Below are 22,045 nucleotides of genomic sequence, written 5' to 3'. Positions count from 1 at the left end.
CACCCGCTACGACAAACTCGCCACCCGCTACCAGGCCACCGTCCACGTCGCCGCCATCAACATCTGGCTACGCCACATCTAAAACACCGCCTAGCCCTCCGTCGTGAGGCCGAGCGAGCCGTCCAGCCGCGGCACGCACGCGCCGTCGCGCTCGTCGGAGGCCAGGAACTCGGTGAGGCAGCGGCCGATCTGCTCGTGGCCGCGCGCGTTGGGGTGGAAGGACTCCTGCAACGCGTGCGAGGAGCGCCGCTGGTCCCTCAGCCCGTCCCAGTCGACCGCCAGGCGCGTGAACCACTCGGACGACGGGTCGTCGCCGCCCACGCACGCCTCGTGGCCCTCGCCGGCGCGCGCGAGGTCCAGGAAACGGGCGTTCACCTTCGCGGCGGCCTCGCGCAGGCCGTTCGAGAGCTCGGGTACCGCCTCCTCGACGACCCACTCCAGGTCGCTCGTGCGCAGCGGGCAGCCGGAGAGGTTCTGCAGCGAGCGGGGCATCTTCGGCGACACCGGCGCCGCGTAGGACTGCACGACGAGCTCGTAGGAGGAGTCGAGGTAGCCGGAGTCGCGCATGGTCTGGCGGATGGCGCTCAGCGTGTTCTCGACCTTGGGGACCATCCGCCGCACGCGTTTGGTCCACTCCGGCGCCACGGACGACGTGCAGTCGCTGCGCTTGCCCCACGCCTCGAAGCACTTGTTGAGGATCTCGGCGAAGCGCGGGTCGTCGTTCGCGCCGACGGCCACCACGATCCCGACGACCCGGTTGGCGGCCGCCACCTCGCGCAGGCGGGGGAGCTGCTCGTTGCGCAGCTTGTCGGAGTTCGCGCCCGAACACGCCAGGTTGATCCGCTGGTCGGCCTCGACCGCCGCCTTGAGGATCTCGGCGTCCCGCGAGCGGTGGCACCAGTTGCCGCCGTCTTCGCCGTCGGTGCCCGGCTCGTAGTTGCCCGCGCCCTCACCGGACATCGTGCTGTCGCCGAGGGCAACGACCGCGGTCCTGGACTCGCGGTCGGGATCGGAGGGCGGTGGGAACGGGTGGTCGCTCACGATCACCAGGATCGCGAGCAGTCCGATCACCGCGAGGGGCAGCACTCTGCGCATCGCCGCCGAGTTTACGGGGGTGGCCGAATGCGAGGGGGATATGGCGTTGCCGCCACCTCATGTGATGAGGAAAGTGGAGATGTGGGGAACTTGAGGGAAGTAGTCGTGGTCGGTTACGACCGCACGGCGTTGCTGGATCTGGCGGGACCGGTGGAGGTCTTCCAGTCGGCGAACTACGGCCAGCCGCGCTACCGGGTCACGATCGCCACGCTCGGGGGAGGACCTTTCACGGCGACCGCCGGGGTGCGCGTCGAGGCGGGAGCCGACCTGCGCACGCTGGACCGCCCGATCGACACGCTGCTCGTGGTCGGCGGCTGGGGGTACGACGAGGCCGCGGCCGATCCGGTGCTCACGGCGCACCTGCGGCGCCTCGCGGAGAGGTCGCGGCGCGTCGCCGGTGTCTGCACGGGCGCCGTGGTGCTGGCCGGCGCGGGGTTGCTCGAGGGCAGGAAAGCGACCACGCACTGGGCATTCACGGGCGAGCTCGAGGACCGCGGGGTCGAGGTCGAGCCGGACGCGATCTTCGTCTGCGACGGGCAGGTCGCCACGTCCGCCGGCGTGACCGCGGGCATCGACCTCTCGCTCGCCATGGTCGAGCAGGACCACGGGCCCGCGCTCGCCCGCAGGATCGCGCAGTACCTGGTCGTCTTCCTGCAGCGTTCGGGCGGTCAGTCGCAGTTCAGCGTGCACACCCGCGCGAAGCCGGTGGCCGACGGCTCGTTGCGCGCGTTGCTCGACGACATCCACGCCGACCCGGCGCGCGAGTGGACGGTGCCGATGATGGCGCGCAACGCCATGATGAGCGTGCGGCACTTCGCCCGCGTCTTCTCCCGCAGCGTGGGCGTCTCGCCCGCGCAGTACGTCGAACGAGCCCGCGTCGAGGCCGCCGCCGACCGGCTGGCGAGCACCGGTGACTCGTTGGACCTCGTCGCCCGCCAGTCGGGGTTCGGCTCCGCCGAGACCCTGCGCCGGGCCTTCCTGCGCGTGCTCGGCGTGTCGCCGGGCAGCTACCGCGCCCGTTTCCGGACGACCGGAGTCGCTTGATGGAAGCTGCTTTCGTGCTCTACCCGAAGATGACGGCGCTCGACTTCGTCGGTCCGTTCGAGGTGCTCGCCTCGGTGCCGGTCGTGACGACGCGGTTCGTCGCCGCGTCACTCGACCCGGTGACGTCCGACAACGGGCTGAGCGTCGTGCCGACCGACACGTTCGACACGCTCAAGTCGACCGACGTCGTGGTGGTGCCGGGATCCGGGCACTGGCGCGAGCTGCTCGCGGACTCCGGCGGCGTGGTCGAGTGGTTGCGGGCGGTCCACCCGACGACGAAGTGGACGACGTCGGTGTGCACCGGGTCGACGCTGCTCGCGGAAGCCGGCCTGGTGACGAGGGCGACCACGCACTGGGCCGCGCGCGAGGACCTCGAAGCCCGTGGCGTCGAGGTGAGCACCGACCGGGTCGTGTTCGACGGCAAGGTCGTCAGCGGCGCGGGCGTGTCGGCGGGCATCGACATGGCGCTGCGGCTGGTCGAGGCCGAGTTCGGCGAGGTGGTCGCGCAGGCCGTCCAGTGCGGCATCGAGTACGACCCGCAGCCGCCGCGCTCCTACGACTCGATCCCGCCGGAGATCGCCCAGGGCCTCCAGGCCGCGTTCGACTCACGTCAGGCCTGACTGGACGGCGAACACGACGAGCTGGGCGCGGTCGCGCGCGCCCAGCTTCACCATCGCCCGCGACACGTGCGTGCGGACGGTCGCGGGCGAGATCACCAGCCGGTCGGCGATCTCGTCGTTGGACGCGCCCGACGCGACGTGCCGCATGATCTCCCGTTCGCGCTCGGTCAGCTTGTCGAGGTGCGGCACGGGCCGCGCCGACGCGCCGGACGCGAACCTGTCGATCACCCTGCGCGTCACCGACGGTGAGAGCAGCGACCCGCCGTCGGCCACCACGTGCACGGCCCGCAGCAGGTCGGCGGGGTCGGAGTCCTTGACCAGGAACCCGGACGCGCCGGTGCGCAGCGCCTCGAACACGTACTCGTCGAGGTCGAACGTGGTGAGCACGACGACCCTGACCCCGGTGCAGGCGGGATCGGCCGAGACGCGGCGCAGCACCTCCAGGCCGTCCATCAGCGGCATGCGGATGTCGAGGAACACCACGTCGGGCTTGACCGACCGGATCAGCGACAGGGCCTCCCGTCCGTCCGCGGCCTCGCCGGCGAACGCGACGCCGTCCTCGGTCTCGATCAACGTCCGCAGCCCCATCCGGACCAGCGGCTGGTCGTCGGCCACCACCACGCGAATCATGACGGCAACGGTATCCGGGCGATCACCGCGAAACCGTTCGCCGCGTCGACCTCGAGCGTGCCGCCGAGCGCTTCCGCCCGTGATCGCATACCGCTGATGCCGTGGCCTTCGGTGTAGGAGCCCGGTGTGCCGGTGTCGGTCACGTGGACCACGAGCTCGCCGCGCACGGCGTAGACCTTGACGGAGGCGGTGACGCCGGGGGAGGAGTGGCGCAGGACGTTGGTCAGCGACTCCTGCACGATCCGGTAGACGGCCTGCTGGTGGCTGCCGGGCAGGTCGACCTCGTCGACCTCGGCCGACACCTCCAGCCCCGCCTCGCGCATCCGCGCCGCCAGCGCGGGGAGGTCCGCGAGCGAGATCGCCGGGGTGAGCGGTGCCGAGCCGCGCAACGTGTCCAGTTCGGACCGCAAGCCCTCCAACGCCTCCTTCGAGGTCTCGCGGATGGCCTCCAGGGAGGCGCGTGCCTTCGCGGGGTCCTTGTCCAGCACGTACAACGCGACCCCGGCCTGCATCGCGATGACGCTCAGGCCGTGGCCGACGACGTCGTGGACCTCCTGGGCCAGCCGCAGCCGTTCGGAGATGACCACCCGCTCGCGCACGTCCACAACGGACTTCCTGCGCAGCTTCACCAGCACACCGGCCACGACCGGCAGCAGGATCCAGCCGGCGGACCAGGTGATCCACGACGTCACCGAGTCCTTCCACCACGGCAGGATCGCCAGCGCGTAGAGCAGGGCCGACGCCGCCGCCGGCTCGATGCGCGCGTGCACGGCCACCGCGTACATCGCCGCGACACCGCTCACCAGGACCGGGCCGAACGGGTAGCCCAGCGCCAGGTAGACCGCGATGGCCGCGGTGGTGACCGCGACCGTCCACAAAGGACGGACGGAGCGGAACAGCAGGCCGCAGGCCGCCGCGGTGATCAGCAGGTAGCCGGTGACGTCGAGCGCCTCCGCGCCCTGCAGCCGGGCGGCGAACCGCGTCCCGGCGAGGCCGAAGAGCAGCAGCGCCACCGTCAGCGCCACGTCCTGCCACTTGATCCGCATGCCGCCGACGATACGACCGGGGACGTACGCAGATGTGCGTATCTTCATGACGCTCCGGGGCGGACGACGCCGGGTTCGCGCGGGGCCACCGTTGGACCCATGATCGTGACGACGGAGAAGCTGACGAAGCGCTACGGCGACCGCGCAGTGGTGGACGGGGTCAGTCTGTCCGTGCGGCGGGGCGAGGTCTACGGGTTCCTCGGTCCCAACGGCGCGGGCAAGACGACCACGATCCGCATGCTGCTGGGCCTCGTGCGGCCCACGGCCGGGTCGGCCAGGGTGCTCGGGGAGCCGCCGGGCACTCCTGGGGCGTTGCGCAGGGTCGGATCGCTGATCGAGGGGCCGGGCTTCTACCCGTACCTGTCCGGCCGCGACAACCTGCGCGTGCACGCCGCCCGCCGCGGTGTCGCCGGGACGCACGTGGAGGCGGTGCTGGAGCAGGTCGACCTCGCGGGCGCCGCGCACGAGAAGTTCCGGCGCTACTCGCTCGGCATGAAGCAGCGGCTCGGCGTCGCCGCGGCCCTGCTCGGCCGGCCGGAGCTGCTGATCCTCGACGAGCCGACCAACGGCCTCGACCCGGCGGGCATGGCGGACATGCGCGACCTGGTGCGTGCACTGGCGGCGCGGGGCCAGACGGTGCTGCTGTCGAGCCACCTGCTCGGCGAGGTCGAGGAGGTCTGCGACCGGGTCGGGGTGATCTCGCGGGGCCGGCTCGTCGCGGAGAACACGGTCGAGCAGCTCCGCGGCGACACCGTGCTGCTGGTCCGCGCCGACCCGATCGAGAAGGCGCACGTGCTGATCGAGGGCAGCTCGGTGCACGGCGACGTGCTGCACGTGCGGCAGACCGACGCGGGCTCGCTGGTGCGGACGCTGGTGCGCGCGGATGTGGACGTGCGGGAGGTCCGGCCGCTGCGCCGGACGCTGGAAGAGGTCTTCTTCGAGATGACGGGAGCGGCGTGATGGGCAGCGGCGTGTTGGGCAGCGGCGTGTTGGGCAGCGGCGTGTTGGGCAGTGTGAAGGCGGAGCTGCTGCGGCTGTGGAAGTGGCCGGCGACGTGGGTGCTGATCGGCGTCTGGCTGGTGATGACGCTGACGTTCGGCTACGTGTTCAACTACCTCGCCCTCAACGGTGGCGCCGACACGCGCGACCTCTCGCAGCAGCAGCTCATCAGCGCGATGCAGCCGGAGAACGTGGGCGCGGCCGTGGTGCGCGGCCTGCCGATGTTCGGCGGCGCGATCATCCTGGTGCTCGCGGCGCTCGCGGTGGGCAGCGGTTACGGCTGGGGCACCTGGAAGACCACGCTGACCGCCGGCCCGCGCCGGGTCTCGGCGATGGCGGGCACCCTGGGAGCCTTGGGGATCATCGTGGTCGTCCTGGTCGCGCTGACGTTCGTGGTCGACCTGGGCGCGGCCGTCGCGGTGGCGTCGGCCGAGGGCTGGGAGTGGAGCCTGCCGGGGCTCGGCGCGCTGGAGGCGTTGGGCGCGTCACTGCTGATCGCCGCCATGTGGACGGCGTTCGGCGTCTTCCTCGGCGTGGTCACCAGGGGACCCGCGCTGGCCGTCGGTCTCGGGCTGATGTGGGCGATCGTCACCGAGAACCTGCTGCGCGGCGTCGGGGCGCTGCTCGGACCGGTCGAGTCGCTCACCGAGGTCCTGCCCGGTGGCTCGGCCGGCAACCTGGCCGGCGCGGTCGGCGGATCCGGTGCGCCCGGTGTGCTGACCAACCTCGGCGGCACCACGGCCGCGGTCTTCCTCGCCGGTTACGTCGTGGTGTTCCTGGGCGCGGCGACGCTTCTGAAGGTGCGCCGCGACCTCGTGTAGCGGCAGGGCACGCCGAGCACGACCGCGACTCCGCGTGGGGTGTCGCGGTCGTGCGGCTCACAGGCCGGGCACGTCCGGAACGTGCGACCCGGTGAACCCCGCCCGAGCGGCCAGTCGTCAGAACTGCGTGGGGACCATCTCGACGACGAACCGCGCACCGCGCGGCGAACGGTCCTCCACCCACACCCGTCCGCCGAGCCGGTGCACGTGCTCGCGGACCAGCGCGAGCCCCAGCCCGCTGCCCGTGTCGTCACCCCGGCTGCCCGCCATGACGCCGCGCGAGAACCGTTCGAAGATCTCCTCCCGCAACGGCTCCGGCACCCCGGGCCCGCGGTCCTCCACCGCCAGCCGGACCACCGGCCCGCACCTGCGCACCGACACGAGCACCGCGCCGCCCGCGTGCCGCTCGGCGTTGTCCAGCAGGTTCGTCAGCACCCGGTCGAGCCGCCGCCGGTCGCCCAGCACCACGACCGGCTCGAGGTCGAGCGGCACCGCGGTCCGCGTCGCGATCACGTTGCGCACCAGCGCGTCCAGGGCGATCTCCTCCGGTGGCGGGTCGTCGACCTGGCCGGAGCGCGAGATCTCCAGCAGGTCCACGACCATCCGCGCGAACCTGTCGACCTCCGACGTGAGCAGTTCCAAGGCCGTCCCGGCGGTGCCCGGCAGGTGCTCGCGCCGGCGCCGCAGCAACGCGCTCGCGTTCACCATCGTCGTCAACGGCGACCGCAGCTCGTGCGACACGTCCGAGGCGAACCGCGCGTCCCGCAGCGCCCGCTGCTCCAGGGCCGCCGCCGTCGAGTTGAACTTCGCCGCCAGCGCGGCGAGGTCCGGGTCGTCCTGGTCGGGCAGCCGGGCGCGCAGATCGCCGCCCGCGATGCGGTCCGCCGCGGAGTTGAGCTCCGACAGCGGCCGCAACGCCCGCTTCGACGCCCACGACCCCAGCGCCGCCCCGAGCAGCGCGGAGCCGATCGTGCCGGCGATCAGCACCGCGCCGATGAACGTGGAGGTGCGGTTGAGCTGCCGCAGCCCGAACAGCTCGACGTACACCGAGCCGCCCGCCACCGGCCGCGCCACGGCGAGCACGGGCAGGCCGTTCACGGTGATCCGCTCGCTGGTGGGCGGGTGCTCGACCAGTGCGGCGGGCAACTGCGCCGGCTCGACCCCGCGGCCCGCGCTCACCAGGCCGTCCGGGCTCAGCACCAGGATCGACGAGTCGGGTCCGGTGGTGAGCCCGGTCAGCAGCTCACCGAGGCCCGGCGAGGACAGCGACTGCTCGACCAGCCGCACGTTGACCTCGGCCTGCCGCTTCGCGCAGGCCTCCCGCTGCCGCAGCAGGTAGCCGGAGGCGAGGTTCCACGTCGCGAACGCCAGCACGCTCGTCACGAGCAGGAGACCGGAGCCGAACGCGAGCGCGACCCGCCAGCGCAGGGTCAGCCTCACGAGCCGATCCGATATCCGGTGCCGCGCACGGTGAGCAGCAACGCCGGATCGTCCGGGTTCGTTTCCACCTTGCGGCGAAGTCTGCGCATGTGGACGTCGAGCAGGCGGGTGTCGCCGAAGTAGTCGTAGCCCCAGACCTTCTGCAGCAGTTGTTCCCTGGTGACGATTCGGCCGCCCGCACCAGCGAGTTCCAGCAGCAGCCGGAATTCCGTTCTGGTGAGGTGAACCCGTTCGCCCGCACGGTGCACAAGCCCTTCCTGCGGACGGATTTCCAGATCGCCGATCCGAACGAATTCCCGGCCGGGTCCGCGCCGCCGCAACAACGCGCGGATGCGCGCCGCGAGAACGCTCGCCATCAACGGTTTCGTGACGTAGTCGTCCGCTCCCGCCTCCAGTCCGGCGATCACGTCACGGGCGTCCGTGCGCGCCGTCACGACGATGATGGGCAGGTCACCGCGGGACCTGAGGGTCCGCACGAGCTCCAGCCCGTCGAGGCCGGGCAGGGTGAGGTCGACCAGCACCACGTCGAACGGCTCCTTCTCCAGCCGCGGCAGCGCTTCCTCACCGGAACAACTCTCGTCGACGGCGAAACCCTCGTCGGACAAGGCGAGGCTCAACGCCCGCCGGATTCGCTCGTCGTCTTCGACGAGCAGGACCCGTAAGCACACGACGACTCCACTGTGTAAGAGCCGCGGCGACGGCTCTCACACAGTGGGGGGTCAGTCGATCAAAAGCAAGAACGTTTCGGGTCAGAATGCAGTGAGAACAACCCTGGCGGAACGCGGGTTCGGTTCGTGAACAAGTGACTCGAACGCACCGACGTCGTCGAACGCGAAGCCGTACGCCTTACCGTCGGCCATGTTCTGGTGCACGATCTTCGAGAAGTGGTTGGTCGTCGCGCGGGTGTAGAACTCGCTCGCGTTGTAGGTCGGCTGGGTGTGCAGGTAGCCGAGCGTCGACCGGTTGAGCGCCGCGCACAGCGACCGCGAGATCGCGCCGACGTCGTTGTTCGGGGCCGCGAGCCGCCCGTCGCAGTTGAGGACGTCGCGGGTGGACGGCTGCTGGAACGACGCGACCTGCCGTCCGGACGAGTCGGTGAAGTTGAGCACGCCGCCACTGGTGCGGCCGGTGAACCTGCGGTTCGGCTCGTTCTGGTACGGCACCACGGTCAGCGGCGTGTTCTGGTAGGTCGCCCACGCGCTGCTGACGTAGCCCGCGTAGTACGAGCTGGAGAACAGGCCGGCGTCCAGGCCCTTGCTCGGGTTCAGCACGCGCAGCCGCGTGCCGTCGGAGCGGGTGTGGACCAGCCGCGACCAATCGCCGCCGAGTTGCTGGTGCTGGTCGAAGATGCGGTTGCGGCCGTTCGGCACGAGCTGGCCGGTGCGCTTGGTGGCGCCGGCCTGCGAGGTGGCCTCGACCGCGTGCGGGACCGCGAACATGTCCACCTGGGAGCTGTTCAGCCACAACCCGCCGCCGTTGTAGGTGAACTCGCTCCAGTCGAACAGGATGTCGCGGTTGGGGTCGCCCGCGGCCCACGGCGCCGGCTGCACGAGACCGCCCGGCACCAGGGAGAACTTCAGCTTGTCCCGGAACGACATGTAGAGCCGCCCGCCCGCGAGGTTGAGCGGGATCTGCAGGGTCCTGCTCGCTCCGCTGGCGGGACCGGGGATCGACACGTCCGGCGCGGGGGTGGGTGGGTTGCCGCCTCCGGACCAGGGCGTGAACTGGCCGTTCGCGTTCACGTACCCGAGCCGGCCGCCCATCTCGCCGAACACGTACAGGTGGACCGCGTCGCCGCGGCCGGACTCGTTGGTGACGGTGAGCGGGAGCAGGGGTGGCGGAGCGGCTTGTGCGGGTGGGGACATCGTTGTCAGCCCGAGTAGGGCCGATGTCGCGAGCAGCAGGAGCTTGCGCATCGGACTATCTCCTCACTGAGACAGGGTTGCGTGAGAGCGCTCTCATAGTCAGCGGGATCGTGTTGATCTGTCAAGAATGGATCTCATGCGCGCGTTGACGGTGGATCTTGCACGACCCGGCTCCCTGGCACTGGCCGAGCGGCCGGACCCGGAGCCCGGACCAGGGGACCTGCTGGTCGAAGGACTCGCGGTCGGCATCTGCGGGACGGATCGCGAGATCGTCCGCGGTGAGTTCGGCACCGGCGGGACGCTCGTGATCGGCCACGAGTCGCTGGGCCGGGTGATCAGCGGACCCGGCTTCGCACCCGGCTCGCTGGTCGCGGGAGTGGTGCGCAGACCGGACCCGGAGCCGTGCGTGGCCTGTGCGCGCGGCGAGTTCGACATGTGCCGCAACGGCCGGTACACCGAGCGCGGGATCACCGGGCTCGACGGGTACGGCTCGACGCTGTGGACGGTGCCGGCCGAGTACGCCGTCGGCGTCGGCTCCACGACCGGTGTGCTGGTCGAACCGGCGTCGGTGGTGGTCAAGGCCTGGGAGCGGCTGGACCGGCTCGCGGTGTTCGGGTTCGAGAGCGTCCTGGTCACCGGCGCGGGCCCGATCGGGCTGCTGGCGGCGCTGATCGGCGTGCAGCGCGGCCTGGACGTGCACGTGTTCGACCTCGCCGCCGACGGCCCGAAGCCCGGCCTGGTCGAGTCGCTGGGCGCGACCTACCACCGGTCGCTGCCCGACCACCCGGTCGTCATCGAGGCGACCGGGGCGCCGGAGCTCGTCGCGCGGCTGCTCGGGCGCGACCTGGTGTGCCTCACCGGCGTGCCGTCCTCCGAGGTCGTCCCCGCGGACATCGGGCAGGCCAACCGGGACCTGGTGCTGCGCAACGGGATCGTGTTCGGGACGGTCAACGCGAACGTGCGGCACTACCGCGAGGCCTCCGCGGTGCTCGACCGCGCGGACGACGACTGGCTGTCGGCGATGATCACCCGGCGGGTTCCGCTGGAGTCCTACGCCGAGGCGTTCGAGCACCGGCCGGGAGACGTGAAGGTGGTGCTGGAGCTGTGAGGGTTCCCCGCCGGTGCGGGGGACGGTGCGGGGAGACCTGGTCGCGCACCACCACGTCTCCCCGCACCCCGGCTAACGGCCGCGGGGCTCCCGGCCGAACGGCAACGCCGGCCGTTCGAGCCGGGGAGCCGCCGGGATCGGCATGGTCACCGGCTGGTCCGCCGTGATCGTGATCGGCTCGCCGTGGTGGCGGGTCTCGAGCTTCGCGCCGTCCACGATCCGGTAGGTCGCCTCGGCCTCCCGCACTTCCACCGCGATCCTCGTGCCACGGAAGCACATCCGGAACGAGAACCGGGTGAGCGCGTCCGGCAGCCGCGGCGCGAACGTCAGCTCACCGCCGTGGTCGCGCATGCCGCCGAAGCCGGCCACCAGCGCCGTCCACGAGCCCGCCAGCGAGGCCATGTGCAGGCCGTTGTTGACGTTGTTGTGCAGGTCGTGCAGGTCGGTGAACGCGGCTTCGACCAGGTAGTCGTACGCCAGGTCGAGATGCCCGACCTCCGCGGCCAGCACCGCTTGCGTGCCCGCCGACAACGACGAGTCGCGCACCGTGCGGGCCTCGTAGTAGGCGAAGTTGCGCGCCTTCTCCTCGGCGGTGAACGCGTCACCGCGCACGTGCATCGCGAGGACGAGGTCCGCCTGCTTCACGACCTGCTTGCGGTACAGGTCGAAGTACGGGAAGTGCAGCAGGAGGGGGTACTTGTCCTCGGGAGTGTTCTCGAAGTCCCACTCCGCGTGCTTGGTGAAGTTGTCCGCCTGCGGGTGGACCCGCAGCATGTCGTCGTACGGGATCGCCATCGCGTCCGCGGCCCTGCGCCAGGCCGCGATCTCGTCCTCGGTGGCGTCGGTCCTGCCGGGGTTGCGTTCCGCGGCGTCGGCGGCGGCCCGCAGGTTCTGCTGGGCGATCAGGTTGGTGTAGACGTTGTTGTCGACGATCGCCGAGTACTCGTCCGGCCCGGTGACCCCGTCGATGCGGAAGCCGTCGTGCGGGTCGTGGTGGCCGAGCGAGGCCCACAGCCGCGCCGTCTCCACGAGGATCTCGGTCGCCTCCTCGCGGTCGAAGTCCTCGTCGTTCGTGGCGTTGAGGTACTGCTGCGTGGCGTACGCGACGTCACCGGAGACGTGGAACGCCGCCGTGCCCGCCGGCCAGTACGCGCTGCACTCGGCGCCGTTGATCGACCGCCACGGGAACGCGGCGCCCTTGAGCCCCAGCACCTCCGCGCGGTCCCGCGCGGCGTCCAATGTGGAGTGGCGCCACCGCAGCGCGTCGCGCGCCGCGTCGGGCAGCGTGTAGGTGAGCACCGGGAGCACGAACATCTCGGTGTCCCAGAACGCGTGGCCGTCGTAGCCAGGGCCGGTCAGGCCCTTGCCGGGGATGGCGCGGGTCTCCCCGCGGGCACCGGCCTGGATGATGTGGAACAGCGCGAACCTGATCGCCTGCTGCAACTGGTCGTCGCCGTCGACCTCGATGTCGGCGACCTGCCAGAAGTTGTCCAGGAACTCCCGCTGCTCGGCCAGCAGCCCGTCCCAGCCGGTTTGGCAGGCGCCCGCCAGGGCGGCCTCGACCTGCGCCCGCAGCGCGGGCGTGGACCGCTTGCCGGACCAGCCGTAGCCGAGGTACTTGGTGAGCTTGAGGCTGCTGCCGGCGGCCACGTCGGCGGCCGCGGTGAACCTCGCGAGGTCGTCCTCCGCGCGGATCTCCGTGCGGACGTCGGAGCTGCCGGCGACGTCGATCTCGTGGTCCATCGCGGCGGCCATCCGCAGACCGGAGGCCTTGGTGCGGTGGCACAGCACCGCCCGCGTCTTCTCCGCCGTCATGAAGTCGTTGACCAGCGGCGAGTCCAGCGCGGCGGCGACGCGAGGATCGTTGCTGCGACTCTGGATCGGCTCGTTGGCGAGCAGGTCGGACTGCACGACGAGCTGCACGTCGTCCATCGGCTCGACCTCGTAGCGAATGGCGGCGACCGCGCGCTGGGTGAACGAGACGAGCCGTTCGCTGCGGACGATCACCCGCCGGCCGGTCGGCGACTCCCACAGCGTGCGGCGGCGCAGCGTGCCGGAGCGGAAGTCGAGCGTCCGCTCGTGCTCGATCGCGTTGCCGTAGCGCATGTCCAGCGGCTCGTCCTCGACCAGCAAGCGGATGATCTTGCCGTCGGTGACGTTGACGACCGTCTGCCCGGCCTCGGGGTAGCCGTAGCCCTTTTCGCCGTACGGGAGCTGGTGCTGTTCGTGGAAGCCGTTGAGGTACGTGCCCGGCAGGCCGCGCGGCTCACCTTCCTCGAGGGTGCCCCGCATGCCGATGTGGCCGTTGGACAGGGCGAACGTCGACTCGGTCCGGTGCAGCTGGTCCACGGCCAGGCCCTGCCAGCGCAGTTGCCACGGCTCGATCGCGTAGCTCATGACAGCAGCTCGTCGAGCTCGTTGACGACCACGTCGGCGCCGCCTGCCTTGAGCGCTTCCGCCTGGTGCCCGCGGTCGACGCCGACGACGAAACCGAACCCGCCGTCGTGCCCGGCTTTCACACCGGCGAGCGCGTCCTCGTAGACGGCGGCGTTCTCCGGCGCCGTCTTCAGCCTCCTGGCGCCCTCGACGAACGAGTCCGGCGCCGGTTTGCCCCGCAGGTTCGACGCGGTGATCACGTTGCCGTCCACCAGGGCGTCGACGTAGTCGAGCAGGTTGCCAGCGCGCAGCACGCGCATGGCGTTGGCCGACGACGTGACCACGCCGATCGGCATGCCCGCTTCCCGTGCGGCCCGCAGGTAGCGCACCGAGCCGTCGTAGGGCGTGATGCCCTGCTCGTCGATGATCTGGTTGACCAGCTCGTTCTTCTGGTCGCCGATGCGGCGGACCTCGTCCTCCGGCGGCGTGAGGCCGCGGGAGGCGAGGAAGCTGCGGACGCCGTCGTAGCGCGGCTTGCCGTCCACGTGAGCGAGGTAGTCCTGCTCGCTGAACGGCTGGCCCATCGCTTCGAAGGTCTGCCGCCACGCCTGGCGGTGCAGGACGGCGGTGCTCGTGAGCACACCGTCGAGGTCGAACAGCAGCGCCGTGATCTTCTCCGGGATGCCGAGGCTCATGCTGTGATCATGCCCCCGTCTCTCCGGCGTCGCCGCGTTCTTCCGCGAGTCGTTCGTCGAGCGGGCGGGGGTGGGCCTGTTCGTACTCGGTCATCCCGTACTTGGTCGACCCGGCCCAGTCCTCCGGCGGGTCCATGCCCTCCTCCAGCGGGTCCTTCTGGAGGTTGTCCTCGTCGAGCCCCTCGTAGTCCAGGTCTTCCGGGACGTATGCCCCACGGTCTTCGCTCATGCCGTGGGCAATACCCAGTTCGGTCTCATCCGATGCTTTGGCCGACGAGCGAGCCGATGGCGTAGGTGACGCCCATCGCGACCAGTCCGCCCGCGACGTTGCGGATCATGGCGCGGCGCCTGTTCGCGCCACTGAGCTTCGCGCTGACGAACCCGGTCAGGGCGAGGGTGAGGATCGCGGCGGCGACCGTGACGGGCACGCGCAGGCCGGTCGGGGTGAACGCGATGGCGGCCAACGGCAGCAGGGCACCGGCGGTGAACGAGAGGAAGCTCGCGACGGCGGCGCCCCACGGGTCGGTCAGCCCGTCCGGGTCGATGTGCAGCTCGGCCTCGGCGTGGGCGGCCAGCGCGTCGTGCTCGGTGAGCTGTCGCGCGACCTCTCCGGCGGTGGCCTCGTCGAGCCCCTTGTCCTCGTAGATCTCCTTGAGCTCTTCGAGCTCCTCCTCGGGCGCGTCCGCGAGCTCGCGGCGCTCCCTGGCGAGCAGGGCGCGCTCGGCGTCGCGCTGGCTGCTGACCGAGACGTACTCCCCGCTCGCCATGGACATCGCGCCGGCGAAGAGGCCCGCGAGGCCCGCGACGAGGATCTGGGTCCGGTCCGTCGTGGCGCCCGCGACACCCACCACGAGGCTCGCGGTCGAGACGATGCCGTCGTTCGCCCCGAGCACTCCCGCCCGCAGCCAGTTCATCCGGTCGCCGGTGACCTCGTCGTGGGGCTCGTGGTGCGCCATGGCCGCAGAGTAGCCGGAGTACGTCCATCCGGTGGATGTTTTGCCTGGTCAGGGGCCAAGTGTTCGGTTTTTGTCAGACCTGCGTGGCACCATGTCGAACAGGTGTTCGTGTGCGTGCTAGAGGAGGTCAGTTCCGATGCAGATCGAACCCCGTCGCTGGCCGGGCCGAGTGGTGCCGTCCACCGACGCCGACGTGGACATCGCCGTCGAGTCCCTGTGCGTGCGCGCCTCGTGGCCGGACGCCGACCGCCGGTGGGTGCGCCGCCTGCTCGAGCCGTGGTTCGCGGCGGGCTGGAGCGTCGACGCCCTGCTCGTGGCCGTCGACACCAGGCCGGACGGCACGCGCCAGGGCAGGCCGAGGTCGCGGGCCCAGGTGGCCCACGAGTTCCTGAGAGCCCGCCTGCGCACCTGGACCGCGGACGGCGCCGGGCTGGCCCGCCCGCCGCTCGCGGGCATGTCGCTGGGCGAGTGGTACCGCGTGAACCGCCGCAACGCCGCCCTGCACGCGCCCCGGTCCCGCCCCGGCCTCACCTCCGAGGGCGAGCGGGCGCGGGCGGAGTCCAGGGCGCTGGCGCACCGGCGTGATCCGGTCGAGCGGAGCCGGGAGAAGGGGCGCCGCCGGCAGGAGGTGCTGGACAGCCTGCTCGTGCCGGGGCAGGAGGCGCCTTCCTTTGCCGACTCGTGGCGGCTGGTGGCCGAGCTGGTGCCGGTCCCGCGGGTGTGCTCGGCGTGCGGGCACGTCCGCAACGAGGTGGCGCGTCCGGCGCACCGCGTCGCTTAGTGGTGGCGGTGCGCCCGGCCTGGCCGTGCGGGCGCTGCCTCTGGTGGGTGCCTCGGAGGCGGGGTGCGGAGGCCCGTTCGATCGGGCTGATGCGTTCAGGCATCCGCGATCGTGTCCGGGGTCGGGCCCCACGTCGGCTCGAAGTCCGTTGACCTGCGCAAGCGGTTCAGTTCCGCTCACTTTCCCGGCTGCCGCCACCACGCGTCCGTGGTCGATTCCGGAGCCGGCCCACATCCAGCTTGCAGGCGGATGACCTGCATCGATGGTTCTTTCCCCTCATTCTTCCGCGCCGTGCAGAGCGCGAGAGCGACCGATTCACCCCCGCGTATTCGGCGAGCGGTGGTTGAACGCGGCCCAGGCCGGGAACTCGGTACGAGTTTCTTGTTTCCTGATGAAGGGGCCGACATGCTCGAAGTCACGCCGATGGCTGCCGAGGTCATCAACGAGCTCACGGCACAGTCGGAAGGAGCCGACGACGGCGTCGGCCTGCGCTTCGCCCTGTCGACCGACGACGAGGCCCAAGCCGCCCTGGAGCTGTCGTTGAGCGAGGCCGTCGACGGCGACGAGGTGGTCACGGCCGAGGCGGGGGCCAAGGTGATCATGGAGCCCGCCGCGGCCCAGTTCCTCGAGGACAAGGTCCTCGACGTGCGCCAGGACGACGAGGGCAACGCGGCTTTCGCCATCGCGCGCCAGGACCAGCCGACCTGATCGTTTCCCGGGCGGGTGGAGAACCGCCCCGCCGCCGGAACGGGCCGGGCACCGCGCGAGGTGCCCGGCCCGTTCCGCGCGAGCGGGAGAGCGAGACGCCCCCTGCTCGGTGAGCAGGGGGCGTCGCCGGCTTCGGCAGGGCGCGGTCAGCCCTCGATGCGGCGGATGACGCTGATCGGGCCGATCGAGTTGATGTCGGCGATCTTCACCGGCACGCCCTCGGTGGAGGCGTGGACGGCGCGCACGTTGTCCACCGCCATCGCCACGTGGGACTGGCTGGAGTAGTAGACGATGATGTCGCCGGCCTTGACCTCGCTGCGGGACACCGAACGGCCCGCGGCGGCCTGTGCGTAGCTGGTGCGGCCGATGGACACGCCCGCGTAGCGGTACGCCGCCTGGATCAGCGACGAGCAGTCCCACGTGTTCGGGCCGTTGGAGCCGTAGACGTAGGGCTTGCCGCGCTGCTGCAGCGCGAAGTCCAGGGCCTTGCCCGCGGTGCCCGGCGGAACCAGGATCGACGACATGTCGCCGGTGTTCTTCAGCGCGGTCTTCGTGGCTGCGCTCAGCGAGTTGTACTGAGCGCGGGCCTCGTCGAGCTGCTTCTGCAGGTCGGCCTTCTTCTTCTCGATCTCGGCGAGCAGCTTCTTCGACGCCTCGGTGGCCTCGTTGGCCGTCTTGGTCGCCGCGTCGGCGGTGTTGACCGCGTCGGTGAGCTTCTGCAGGGCCTCGGCGTTGTCGGCCGCGAGGATGTTGATGGCCGACATGCGGTTGAGGAAGTCCTGCTGCGAGTCGCTCACCAGCAGTGCCGAGATCTGGTTGAAGCGCGCACCGCCGTAGGTGGCCTCGGTGAGCAGGTCCACCTGACCGCGGAGGGACTCCTCGGCCTTCTGGGCGTTGGCCAGGTCGGCCTTGGCCTTGTCCAGTTCACCCTGCTTGGCCGCGAGGTCGCCCTGGGCCTTCAGGTGGTCCTGGTTGAGCTGGGAGGCCTTCTCGGACAGCTCGTTGTACTTCGCGAGCGCGTCGGCGGTCGAAGGCTGTGCGGTGGCCTGAGTCGTGGGCATGGCGGCCGCGACGACAGCCGCCGTCGCCACGAATGCTCCACGCACGGTGCGTCGTGAGGGGTGCGACACCACGTCGCGGGTCCTCCTTTGTCCTGGCGGCCGCCAACGCGACAACTACTGCGCGTGAGGCGGCAACCTTGGCGTGTGCCCCGAGTGGGTTAACTGCTGGGCCGAAGGTCTCGGTCAGGTTACGGAACGACCTTGTGTTCGTCTACCACCGGATCCCACCAGTTTTCCTCACGGCACGCTCTCACAGCCCGGTACGTCGGCTGATCGCGGGGTCGAGACAATCGTCACCCGACTACGCGACGGATCACCGAAATGGGTCCGATCGAGTCGATGTCGGCAATTTTCACCGGCACGCCCTCGGTCGACGCGTGCACCGCCCGGACGCCGTCGACCGCCATCGCCACGTGCGACTGGCCCGAGTAGTAGATGATGAGATCGCCGGGTGCGACCTGGGCGCGGGTCACCCCGCGGCCGACCTTCGCCTGGTCGTAGGTGACGCGCGGGATCGAGATGCCGGCCGCCCGGTAGGCCGCCTGCATGAGTGAAGAGCAGTCCCACGAGTTGGGACCGTTGGAGCCGAACACGTACGGCTTGCCGCGCTCGCCCAGCGCGAAGTTCAGCGCCATGCCGGCCGCGTTCGAGGGGACCGGCACCGGTGACTTGTCGCCGGGGGAGGCCAGCACGGCCTTCTGCGGCGCCGACAGCGACCGGTACTTCGTCCGCGCCGCGGCCACCTGCTGGTCCATGGCGGCCTTGCGGGCGGACACGTCCGCCGCGAACTTGTCGGCCGCCGCGGCGGCGCCGGTGGCGTCGGCCCGCGCCTTCTTGGCCGCGCTCAGCGTGGCGTCGAGCCGCGCCACCGCCTCGTTCTGGTCGGCGGCGATGATGGTCATCGCCTGCATCCGCTCCAGGAAGTCCTGCTGGGACGTCGACGTGAGCAGCGCCGAGATGTTCGTGAACCGGGCGCCCTCGAACGTCGCCTCGGTCAGCACGTCGACCTGGCCGCGGAACTGCGCGGACTCGGCCAGCGCCTGCTGTTCCGCCTCCGTCGCGGCCACGACGGTCGAGTTGGCCCTGGCCAGCTCGCCCTGCGCCTTGAGGTGGTCCTGGTTGAGCTTCTCGGCCTGCTGGGTCAGCTCGTTGTAGGTGGCGAGCGCGTCCGCGGCCGGTTGCGCGTGCGCCGAGGGCATCGACACCACCGTCGCGGCGACCACAGCGGCCAGAGCGGTTGTCCTTGCAGCACGTCGGCCGGGCACGCGGCCTCCTCGGAGTCGGAACGGCTTCTGAGGGGGCCTACGGCCGAACGGGTGCGGCGGTTCAGCCCGATCACGGCGCGAACCGGCCGGACCGCAGGTGACGAGGCGCTTCCGGACCGTCACAAACTCACCCGTATGTCCGTCTTGGACAGTCCTTTGATAGGTTAGGCAAGCCTAATTCAGGAGGTGGACAGGTGCGCAGGACAGTCGCCGCGGTTCTGCTGCTCGGCCTGGTGGCCGGGTGTGGCGGGAACGCTCCCACGGAGCAGCAGGGTCAGGGTCAGTGGTCGTTCAAGGACGATCGCGGCAAGGAGGTCACCGCCCCGAAGCGGCCGGAGCGCGTCGTCGCCCAGGTGTCCGCCGCGGGCGCGCTCAAGGACTACGGCGTCAACGTGGTCGGCACGTTCGGCCCGCTCAAGCGGGCGGACGGCAGCACCGACCCGGAGGCGGGCAGCATCGACCCGAGCCAGGTCACCGACGTCACCGGCCCCGGCTACGGTGAGATCGACGTCGAGAAGTTCGCCGCGCTGAACGCCGACCTGGTCGTCGCGGGCTACTACCCGGAGGTCACCGGGCTCTGGCACCTCACCGCCGAGTTCGAGGAAAAGGTGCTCAAGGTCGCCCCGACCGTCGGCATCGGCCAGTCGAAGATCCAGCTCCCGGACGGCGTCAAGCGCTTCCGCGAGCTGGCGGCGGCGCTCGGTGGCGACACCGGCTCTGCCCAGGTCAAGGCCGACGAGGAGGCGTTCACCAAGGCCGCGGACCGGCTCAAGGCCATCGGCGCGAGGATGAAGGCCGCGAACCAGAAGATCCAGGTCGTCGGCGCGGACCCGAAGCTCTTCTACGTCGCGGTGCCGGCGCGCAACCCCGACCTCGACTGGTACGCCAAGGAGCTCGGCCTGCCGCTGCTCACGCCGGACAAGCCCGACTCAGAGGGCGGCGGCTACTTCCAGTCGCTGTCGTGGGAGAACTCCGGCACGTACAAGGAGCACGTGATCATGTGGGACACCCGCCAGCACGTGCTCAACCCGGAGCAGATGAAGGAAGGCCACCCGGTCTTCCAGGCGCTGCCCGCCGTGCAGGCGAACAGGTTCGTGGAGTGGAACGCGGTCGCGCCGCTGAGCCACCGGTCCTACGCCAAGATCATGAACAAATTGGCTGACCAGCTCGAACAGGCATTGGCACGATGACCGTGTGCTGACGCTGCTGAAGGACAACGGCCCGTTGCGCGTGCTCGTCACCGCACGGGCCGTTTCCGTTGTCGGGGACGCGCTGAGCCTGGTCACGCTGATGCTGCACGTGCAGTCGGTGCTGGGCAAGGCCATCGCGGTGGCGGCGCTGCTGCTGGTCGGGGACTTCGCGCCGGCGCTGCTCAGCCCGCTGACCGGGGTGGTCGGCGACCGGTTCGACCGGCGCACCGTGATGGTCGTCTGCGAGGCCGCGCAGGGCGTGCTGCTGGCGGTCATCGCCCTCACCCTGCCGCCGTTGCCGGTCCTGCTGGTCCTCGTCGGCGTGCGTGCCGTGATCGGCCAGATCTTCCTGCCCGCCTCGCGGGCCGCCGTGCCCAGCCTGGTCGCGGGCGAGGACCTCGCGCGCGCGAACACCGCGCTGGGCTTCGGTTCCACCGGCGCCGACGTGATCGGGCCGTTGCTCGCCGCGGCGCTGCTGACGTTCCTCGACACCCGCGGTGTGCTGCTCGTGGACGCGGTGTCGTTCGGCCTGTCGGCGCTGGTGCTGCTGCGGTTGCCGGCACTGGTGGTGGCGCCGGAACCGGGGGAGTCCGTGCTCGCCGGCGCCAGGGCCGGGCTGAGCGAGATCTGGCGGAACCGGGCGCTGCGAATCCTCTTCCTCGGCTTCTGCGGTGTCGTGGCGTGCACGGCGATCGACGACGTCGCGGTGCTCCAGCTCACGACGGAGGTGTTCGGCGAGCCCGACAACGTCGCGGGGATCGTCCTCGGCGCGGTGGGAGCCGGCCTGCTGGCCGGGTACGCGTTGCTGGCGCGGGGTTCCGCGCGGATGGGCGTGGTCGCGCTGCTCATCACCGGGTTCGTGGTCAGCAGCGCCGGCAACCTGTTCACCGGTCTCGCGTGGGGTGTCGCGTCGGCGTTCGCGCTGCAGGCGGTGCGCGGGCTCGGCATCGCGGCGATGGACGTCGCGCACAGCACGCTGATCCAGCGGCTGGTGCCCGCCGAGCGGGCGGGCAGGGTGTTCGGCAACTTCTACGGCGGGATCGGTGTGGCGGCGGCGGTGTCGTACATCGGTGGCGGCCTGCTGCTGGACGCGGTGGGGCCGCGGCTGACGTTCGTCCTGGCCGGTGGTGCGGGCGTGCTGGTGGCGGGCTGGGTGGTTGCCGCTGCCAGGGCGGGAGGTGTTGAGTGGGAACCAGCCTCTTGAGGGGAGAAGGCGATGTGGGGGAAACGCCTTGCTGTTGTGGCGATCTCGTTGGTGCTGACCGGGTTGACCACCTCCGCCGCGCGGGCCGGCACCGGTGTGGTGCCCGCGTCGACGTCGTGGACGTCCGCCGGCCGCGGCTGGGTGCTGGGCCTCGACACCCTGTGCCGGACCGCGAACTGCCCGCAGCTCGTCCGCACGGTCGACGGCGGGACGTCGTGGACGCGCGTGCGGACACCGGCGCTGGCCGTGCCGGAGACGGGCCGGCTGCGCGTGGTCTTCGCGAGTGACGTGGCGGGCGTGGTGACCGACGGGGAGCAGCTGTTCGGCACCGGCGACGGCGGCGTCCGCTGGGAGCCGTCGGGCCTCAAGGGAACCGTTGGCGCACTGGGGTTCGACGACTCCGGGTTCCTCGCGGTGGTCTACGACGGCACGTCGTCCCGGTTGTTCCACCGCGAGCTGTGGTCCGGTCCGTGGCAGCCGGTGCCGGGCGTCGAGGTGGCGGGCCAGGCGTTCGGCGACCTCGCGCCGGGCCAGGTGTCGTTGGCGCGCTTCGGTGAGGTGAACCGCTACTGGACGCGGTCGGCGGCGGGCTGGGCGGAACAACCGCCGCCGTGCGCGGACTTCGCGGCCACCCGGCTCGGCACGGCCGGCTCCAGCCGGTTCGCCCTGTGCAGCTTCGATCCCGGTTTCGGGGACATGTCGAAGGAACTGCGCAAGTCCGACGGCGGCCCGTTCAAGACCGTCAGCGTGCCACCGCGTGAGGGCATCACCACCGGTTTCGCGGTCTCGCCGGACGTGGCGCTCGTGGCCGCCACCGGCCGCGACTGGTCGTTCGTGCACCGCGGCCTCGGCGAGAAGTGGGACACACCGCTCACGCTCGGCGGACCGCCGCTGGAGGACCTGGCGTTCGCGGACGCGCGCCACGTCGTGCTGGTGCGGGGCGGTCCCGGCCAGGAGTTCGCGGAGCTGTACCGGTCCGAGGACGCGGGCGCGACCTGGCGGACCGTCGCCGTCTAGCTGTAGTGACTAATCAGGTTGTTGACGGGGTGTCGGGTTGAACATGGGAGGACCTCCGGGCGGAGTGGATGTGTCTGACGCATCCCATCGGCACACGGAGGTCCTCGCGTGCACAGTAACGCCC

At 71.1% G+C, this 22,045-nt stretch carries 22 protein-coding genes; 10 read left to right on the top strand and 12 right to left on the bottom strand.

Features of this window, described 5'->3' with window-relative positions; translation table 11 throughout:
* Window positions 1-90: 90 nt before the first annotated feature.
* The gene (locus tag BMW88_RS40230; protein WP_089962349.1) at window positions 91-1,095 is read right to left on the bottom strand and encodes a GDSL-type esterase/lipase family protein; all 1,005 of its coding nucleotides are present in this window, start codon (window positions 1,093-1,095) and stop codon (window positions 91-93) included.
* A 90-nt stretch (window positions 1,096-1,185) separates the two neighbouring features.
* On the opposite strand from BMW88_RS40230, the gene BMW88_RS40225 reads away from it, so the two are divergent.
* Complete coding sequence (locus tag BMW88_RS40225) at window positions 1,186-2,139, top strand: GlxA family transcriptional regulator (RefSeq protein WP_245778394.1); 954 nt, start codon at window positions 1,186-1,188, stop codon at window positions 2,137-2,139.
* Window positions 2,139-2,759, top strand: a complete 621-nt coding sequence (locus BMW88_RS40220) for a DJ-1/PfpI family protein (protein ID WP_089962343.1) — start codon at window positions 2,139-2,141, stop codon at window positions 2,757-2,759. The genes BMW88_RS40225 and BMW88_RS40220 overlap by 1 nt, the downstream gene beginning before the upstream one ends.
* Here the strand turns inward: BMW88_RS40220 and BMW88_RS40215 are convergent.
* A complete protein-coding gene (locus BMW88_RS40215; protein ID WP_089962340.1) occupies window positions 2,745-3,389 on the bottom strand; it encodes a response regulator in 645 nt (214 codons plus the stop codon). The genes BMW88_RS40220 and BMW88_RS40215 overlap by 15 nt on opposite strands.
* Complete coding sequence (locus tag BMW88_RS40210) at window positions 3,386-4,435, bottom strand: sensor histidine kinase (protein ID WP_177221672.1); 1,050 nt, start codon at window positions 4,433-4,435, stop codon at window positions 3,386-3,388. Before BMW88_RS40210 ends, BMW88_RS40215 begins: the two co-directional genes overlap by 4 nt.
* A 99-nt stretch (window positions 4,436-4,534) precedes the next feature.
* On the opposite strand from BMW88_RS40210, the gene BMW88_RS40205 reads away from it, so the two are divergent.
* A complete protein-coding gene (locus BMW88_RS40205; RefSeq protein WP_089962332.1) occupies window positions 4,535-5,395 on the top strand; it encodes an ABC transporter ATP-binding protein in 861 nt (286 codons plus the stop codon).
* 41 nt (window positions 5,396-5,436) lie between these two features.
* Window positions 5,437-6,255 carry an ABC transporter permease subunit gene (locus tag BMW88_RS40200; RefSeq protein WP_218148404.1) on the top strand — a complete coding sequence of 273 codons (819 nt, stop codon included), beginning with the start codon at window positions 5,437-5,439 and terminating at the stop codon, window positions 6,253-6,255.
* Between the two features lie 117 nt (window positions 6,256-6,372).
* Here BMW88_RS40200 and BMW88_RS40195 read toward each other — a convergent pair whose 3' ends face one another.
* From BMW88_RS40195 to BMW88_RS40185, 3 genes are all read right to left on the bottom strand, one after another.
* Window positions 6,373-7,695, bottom strand: a complete 1,323-nt coding sequence (locus BMW88_RS40195) for a HAMP domain-containing sensor histidine kinase (protein ID WP_245778393.1) — start codon at window positions 7,693-7,695, stop codon at window positions 6,373-6,375.
* On the bottom strand, window positions 7,692-8,363 hold the full coding sequence (locus tag BMW88_RS40190; RefSeq protein ID WP_089962321.1) for a response regulator transcription factor: 672 nt from the start codon (window positions 8,361-8,363) through the stop codon (window positions 7,692-7,694). Before BMW88_RS40190 ends, BMW88_RS40195 begins: the two co-directional genes overlap by 4 nt.
* A gap of 81 nt (window positions 8,364-8,444) precedes the next feature.
* Complete coding sequence (locus BMW88_RS40185) at window positions 8,445-9,611, bottom strand: beta-1,3-glucanase family protein (protein WP_089962318.1); 1,167 nt, start codon at window positions 9,609-9,611, stop codon at window positions 8,445-8,447.
* An 85-nt stretch (window positions 9,612-9,696) separates the two neighbouring features.
* Here BMW88_RS40185 and BMW88_RS40180 point away from each other — a divergent pair, with 85 nt between their 5' ends.
* The gene (locus BMW88_RS40180) at window positions 9,697-10,668 is read left to right on the top strand and encodes an alcohol dehydrogenase catalytic domain-containing protein (RefSeq protein ID WP_089962357.1); all 972 of its coding nucleotides are present in this window, start codon (window positions 9,697-9,699) and stop codon (window positions 10,666-10,668) included.
* Between the two features lie 72 nt (window positions 10,669-10,740).
* Here the strand turns inward: BMW88_RS40180 and BMW88_RS40175 are convergent, their stop codons facing one another.
* Genes BMW88_RS40175 through BMW88_RS40160 form a run of 4 tightly spaced genes read right to left on the bottom strand, consistent with a single transcriptional unit; the run spans window position 10,741 to window position 14,695 of the window.
* Window positions 10,741-13,065 carry a glycoside hydrolase family 65 protein gene (locus BMW88_RS40175; protein WP_089962315.1) on the bottom strand — a complete coding sequence of 775 codons (2,325 nt, stop codon included), beginning with the start codon at window positions 13,063-13,065 and terminating at the stop codon, window positions 10,741-10,743.
* Window positions 13,062-13,739: an HAD family hydrolase gene (locus BMW88_RS40170; protein ID WP_089962313.1), complete on the bottom strand. Its 678-nt coding sequence runs from the start codon at window positions 13,737-13,739 to the stop codon at window positions 13,062-13,064. Before BMW88_RS40170 ends, BMW88_RS40175 begins: the two co-directional genes overlap by 4 nt.
* A 7-nt stretch (window positions 13,740-13,746) precedes the next feature.
* Window positions 13,747-13,968: a hypothetical protein gene (locus BMW88_RS40165; protein WP_089962311.1), complete on the bottom strand. Its 222-nt coding sequence runs from the start codon at window positions 13,966-13,968 to the stop codon at window positions 13,747-13,749.
* 25 nt (window positions 13,969-13,993) lie between these two features.
* Entirely contained in the window at window positions 13,994-14,695 is a 702-nt protein-coding gene (locus BMW88_RS40160; protein ID WP_089962307.1) for a VIT1/CCC1 transporter family protein, read from the bottom strand.
* A 136-nt stretch (window positions 14,696-14,831) separates the two neighbouring features.
* Here BMW88_RS40160 and BMW88_RS40155 point away from each other — a divergent pair, with 136 nt between their 5' ends.
* Together BMW88_RS40155 and BMW88_RS40150 are read left to right on the top strand one after the other, a co-directional pair.
* Complete coding sequence (locus BMW88_RS40155) at window positions 14,832-15,476, top strand: hypothetical protein (protein ID WP_177221671.1); 645 nt, start codon at window positions 14,832-14,834, stop codon at window positions 15,474-15,476.
* A 405-nt stretch (window positions 15,477-15,881) separates the two neighbouring features.
* Window positions 15,882-16,184, top strand: a complete 303-nt coding sequence (locus BMW88_RS40150) for a hypothetical protein (RefSeq protein ID WP_089962304.1) — start codon at window positions 15,882-15,884, stop codon at window positions 16,182-16,184.
* A 146-nt stretch (window positions 16,185-16,330) separates the two neighbouring features.
* On the opposite strand, the gene BMW88_RS40145 is transcribed toward BMW88_RS40150, so the two are convergent.
* Window positions 16,331-17,275: a C40 family peptidase gene (locus BMW88_RS40145; protein ID WP_245778392.1), complete on the bottom strand. Its 945-nt coding sequence runs from the start codon at window positions 17,273-17,275 to the stop codon at window positions 16,331-16,333.
* A 263-nt stretch (window positions 17,276-17,538) separates the two neighbouring features.
* On the bottom strand, window positions 17,539-18,444 hold the full coding sequence (locus BMW88_RS40140) for a C40 family peptidase (protein WP_089962353.1): 906 nt from the start codon (window positions 18,442-18,444) through the stop codon (window positions 17,539-17,541).
* A gap of 260 nt (window positions 18,445-18,704) precedes the next feature.
* Between BMW88_RS40140 and BMW88_RS40135 the strand changes: the two genes are divergently transcribed.
* Genes BMW88_RS40135 through BMW88_RS40125 form a run of 3 tightly spaced genes read left to right on the top strand, consistent with a single transcriptional unit; the run spans window position 18,705 to window position 21,921 of the window.
* Window positions 18,705-19,700, top strand: coding sequence for an ABC transporter substrate-binding protein (locus BMW88_RS40135; RefSeq protein WP_089962299.1), 996 nt, complete (start codon window positions 18,705-18,707; stop codon window positions 19,698-19,700).
* 4 nt (window positions 19,701-19,704) lie between these two features.
* On the top strand, window positions 19,705-20,904 hold the full coding sequence (locus BMW88_RS40130) for an MFS transporter (protein ID WP_218148403.1): 1,200 nt from the start codon (window positions 19,705-19,707) through the stop codon (window positions 20,902-20,904).
* A 12-nt stretch (window positions 20,905-20,916) separates the two neighbouring features.
* Window positions 20,917-21,921 carry a beta propeller repeat protein gene (locus tag BMW88_RS40125; protein ID WP_143116510.1) on the top strand — a complete coding sequence of 335 codons (1,005 nt, stop codon included), beginning with the start codon at window positions 20,917-20,919 and terminating at the stop codon, window positions 21,919-21,921.
* The last annotated feature ends 124 nt before the right edge of the window (window positions 21,922-22,045 follow it).

Origin of the sequence: Lentzea xinjiangensis (assembly GCF_900110955.1) — a bacterium.
Lineage (GTDB): Bacteria > Actinomycetota > Actinomycetes > Mycobacteriales > Pseudonocardiaceae > Lentzea > Lentzea xinjiangensis.
Note: the sequence above shows the minus strand (reverse complement) of the source record. Positions and strands in the feature narration are given on the sequence as shown.

Excerpts from the sequence above, each read along its gene's own strand:
- BMW88_RS40230 (WP_089962349.1), bottom strand. The coding sequence starts at position 1,095 with ATGCGCAGAGTGCTGCCCCTCGCGGTGATCGGACTGCTCGCGATCCTG.
- BMW88_RS40220 (WP_089962343.1), top strand. The coding sequence starts at position 2,139 with ATGGAAGCTGCTTTCGTGCTCTACCCGAAGATGACGGCGCTCGACTTC.
- BMW88_RS40215 (WP_089962340.1), bottom strand. The coding sequence starts at position 3,389 with ATGATTCGCGTGGTGGTGGCCGACGACCAGCCGCTGGTCCGGATGGGG.
- BMW88_RS40210 (WP_177221672.1), bottom strand. The coding sequence starts at position 4,435 with ATGCGGATCAAGTGGCAGGACGTGGCGCTGACGGTGGCGCTGCTGCTC.
- BMW88_RS40205 (WP_089962332.1), top strand. The coding sequence starts at position 4,535 with ATGATCGTGACGACGGAGAAGCTGACGAAGCGCTACGGCGACCGCGCA.
- BMW88_RS40185 (WP_089962318.1), bottom strand. The coding sequence starts at position 9,611 with ATGCGCAAGCTCCTGCTGCTCGCGACATCGGCCCTACTCGGGCTGACA.
- BMW88_RS40180 (WP_089962357.1), top strand. The coding sequence starts at position 9,697 with ATGCGCGCGTTGACGGTGGATCTTGCACGACCCGGCTCCCTGGCACTG.
- BMW88_RS40175 (WP_089962315.1), bottom strand. The coding sequence starts at position 13,065 with ATGAGCTACGCGATCGAGCCGTGGCAACTGCGCTGGCAGGGCCTGGCC.
- BMW88_RS40170 (WP_089962313.1), bottom strand. The coding sequence starts at position 13,739 with ATGAGCCTCGGCATCCCGGAGAAGATCACGGCGCTGCTGTTCGACCTC.
- BMW88_RS40165 (WP_089962311.1), bottom strand. The coding sequence starts at position 13,968 with ATGAGCGAAGACCGTGGGGCATACGTCCCGGAAGACCTGGACTACGAG.
- BMW88_RS40160 (WP_089962307.1), bottom strand. The coding sequence starts at position 14,695 with ATGGCGCACCACGAGCCCCACGACGAGGTCACCGGCGACCGGATGAAC.
- BMW88_RS40155 (WP_177221671.1), top strand. The coding sequence starts at position 14,832 with ATGCAGATCGAACCCCGTCGCTGGCCGGGCCGAGTGGTGCCGTCCACC.
- BMW88_RS40150 (WP_089962304.1), top strand. The coding sequence starts at position 15,882 with ATGCTCGAAGTCACGCCGATGGCTGCCGAGGTCATCAACGAGCTCACG.
- BMW88_RS40140 (WP_089962353.1), bottom strand. The coding sequence starts at position 18,444 with ATGCCCTCGGCGCACGCGCAACCGGCCGCGGACGCGCTCGCCACCTAC.
- BMW88_RS40125 (WP_143116510.1), top strand. The coding sequence starts at position 20,917 with ATGTGGGGGAAACGCCTTGCTGTTGTGGCGATCTCGTTGGTGCTGACC.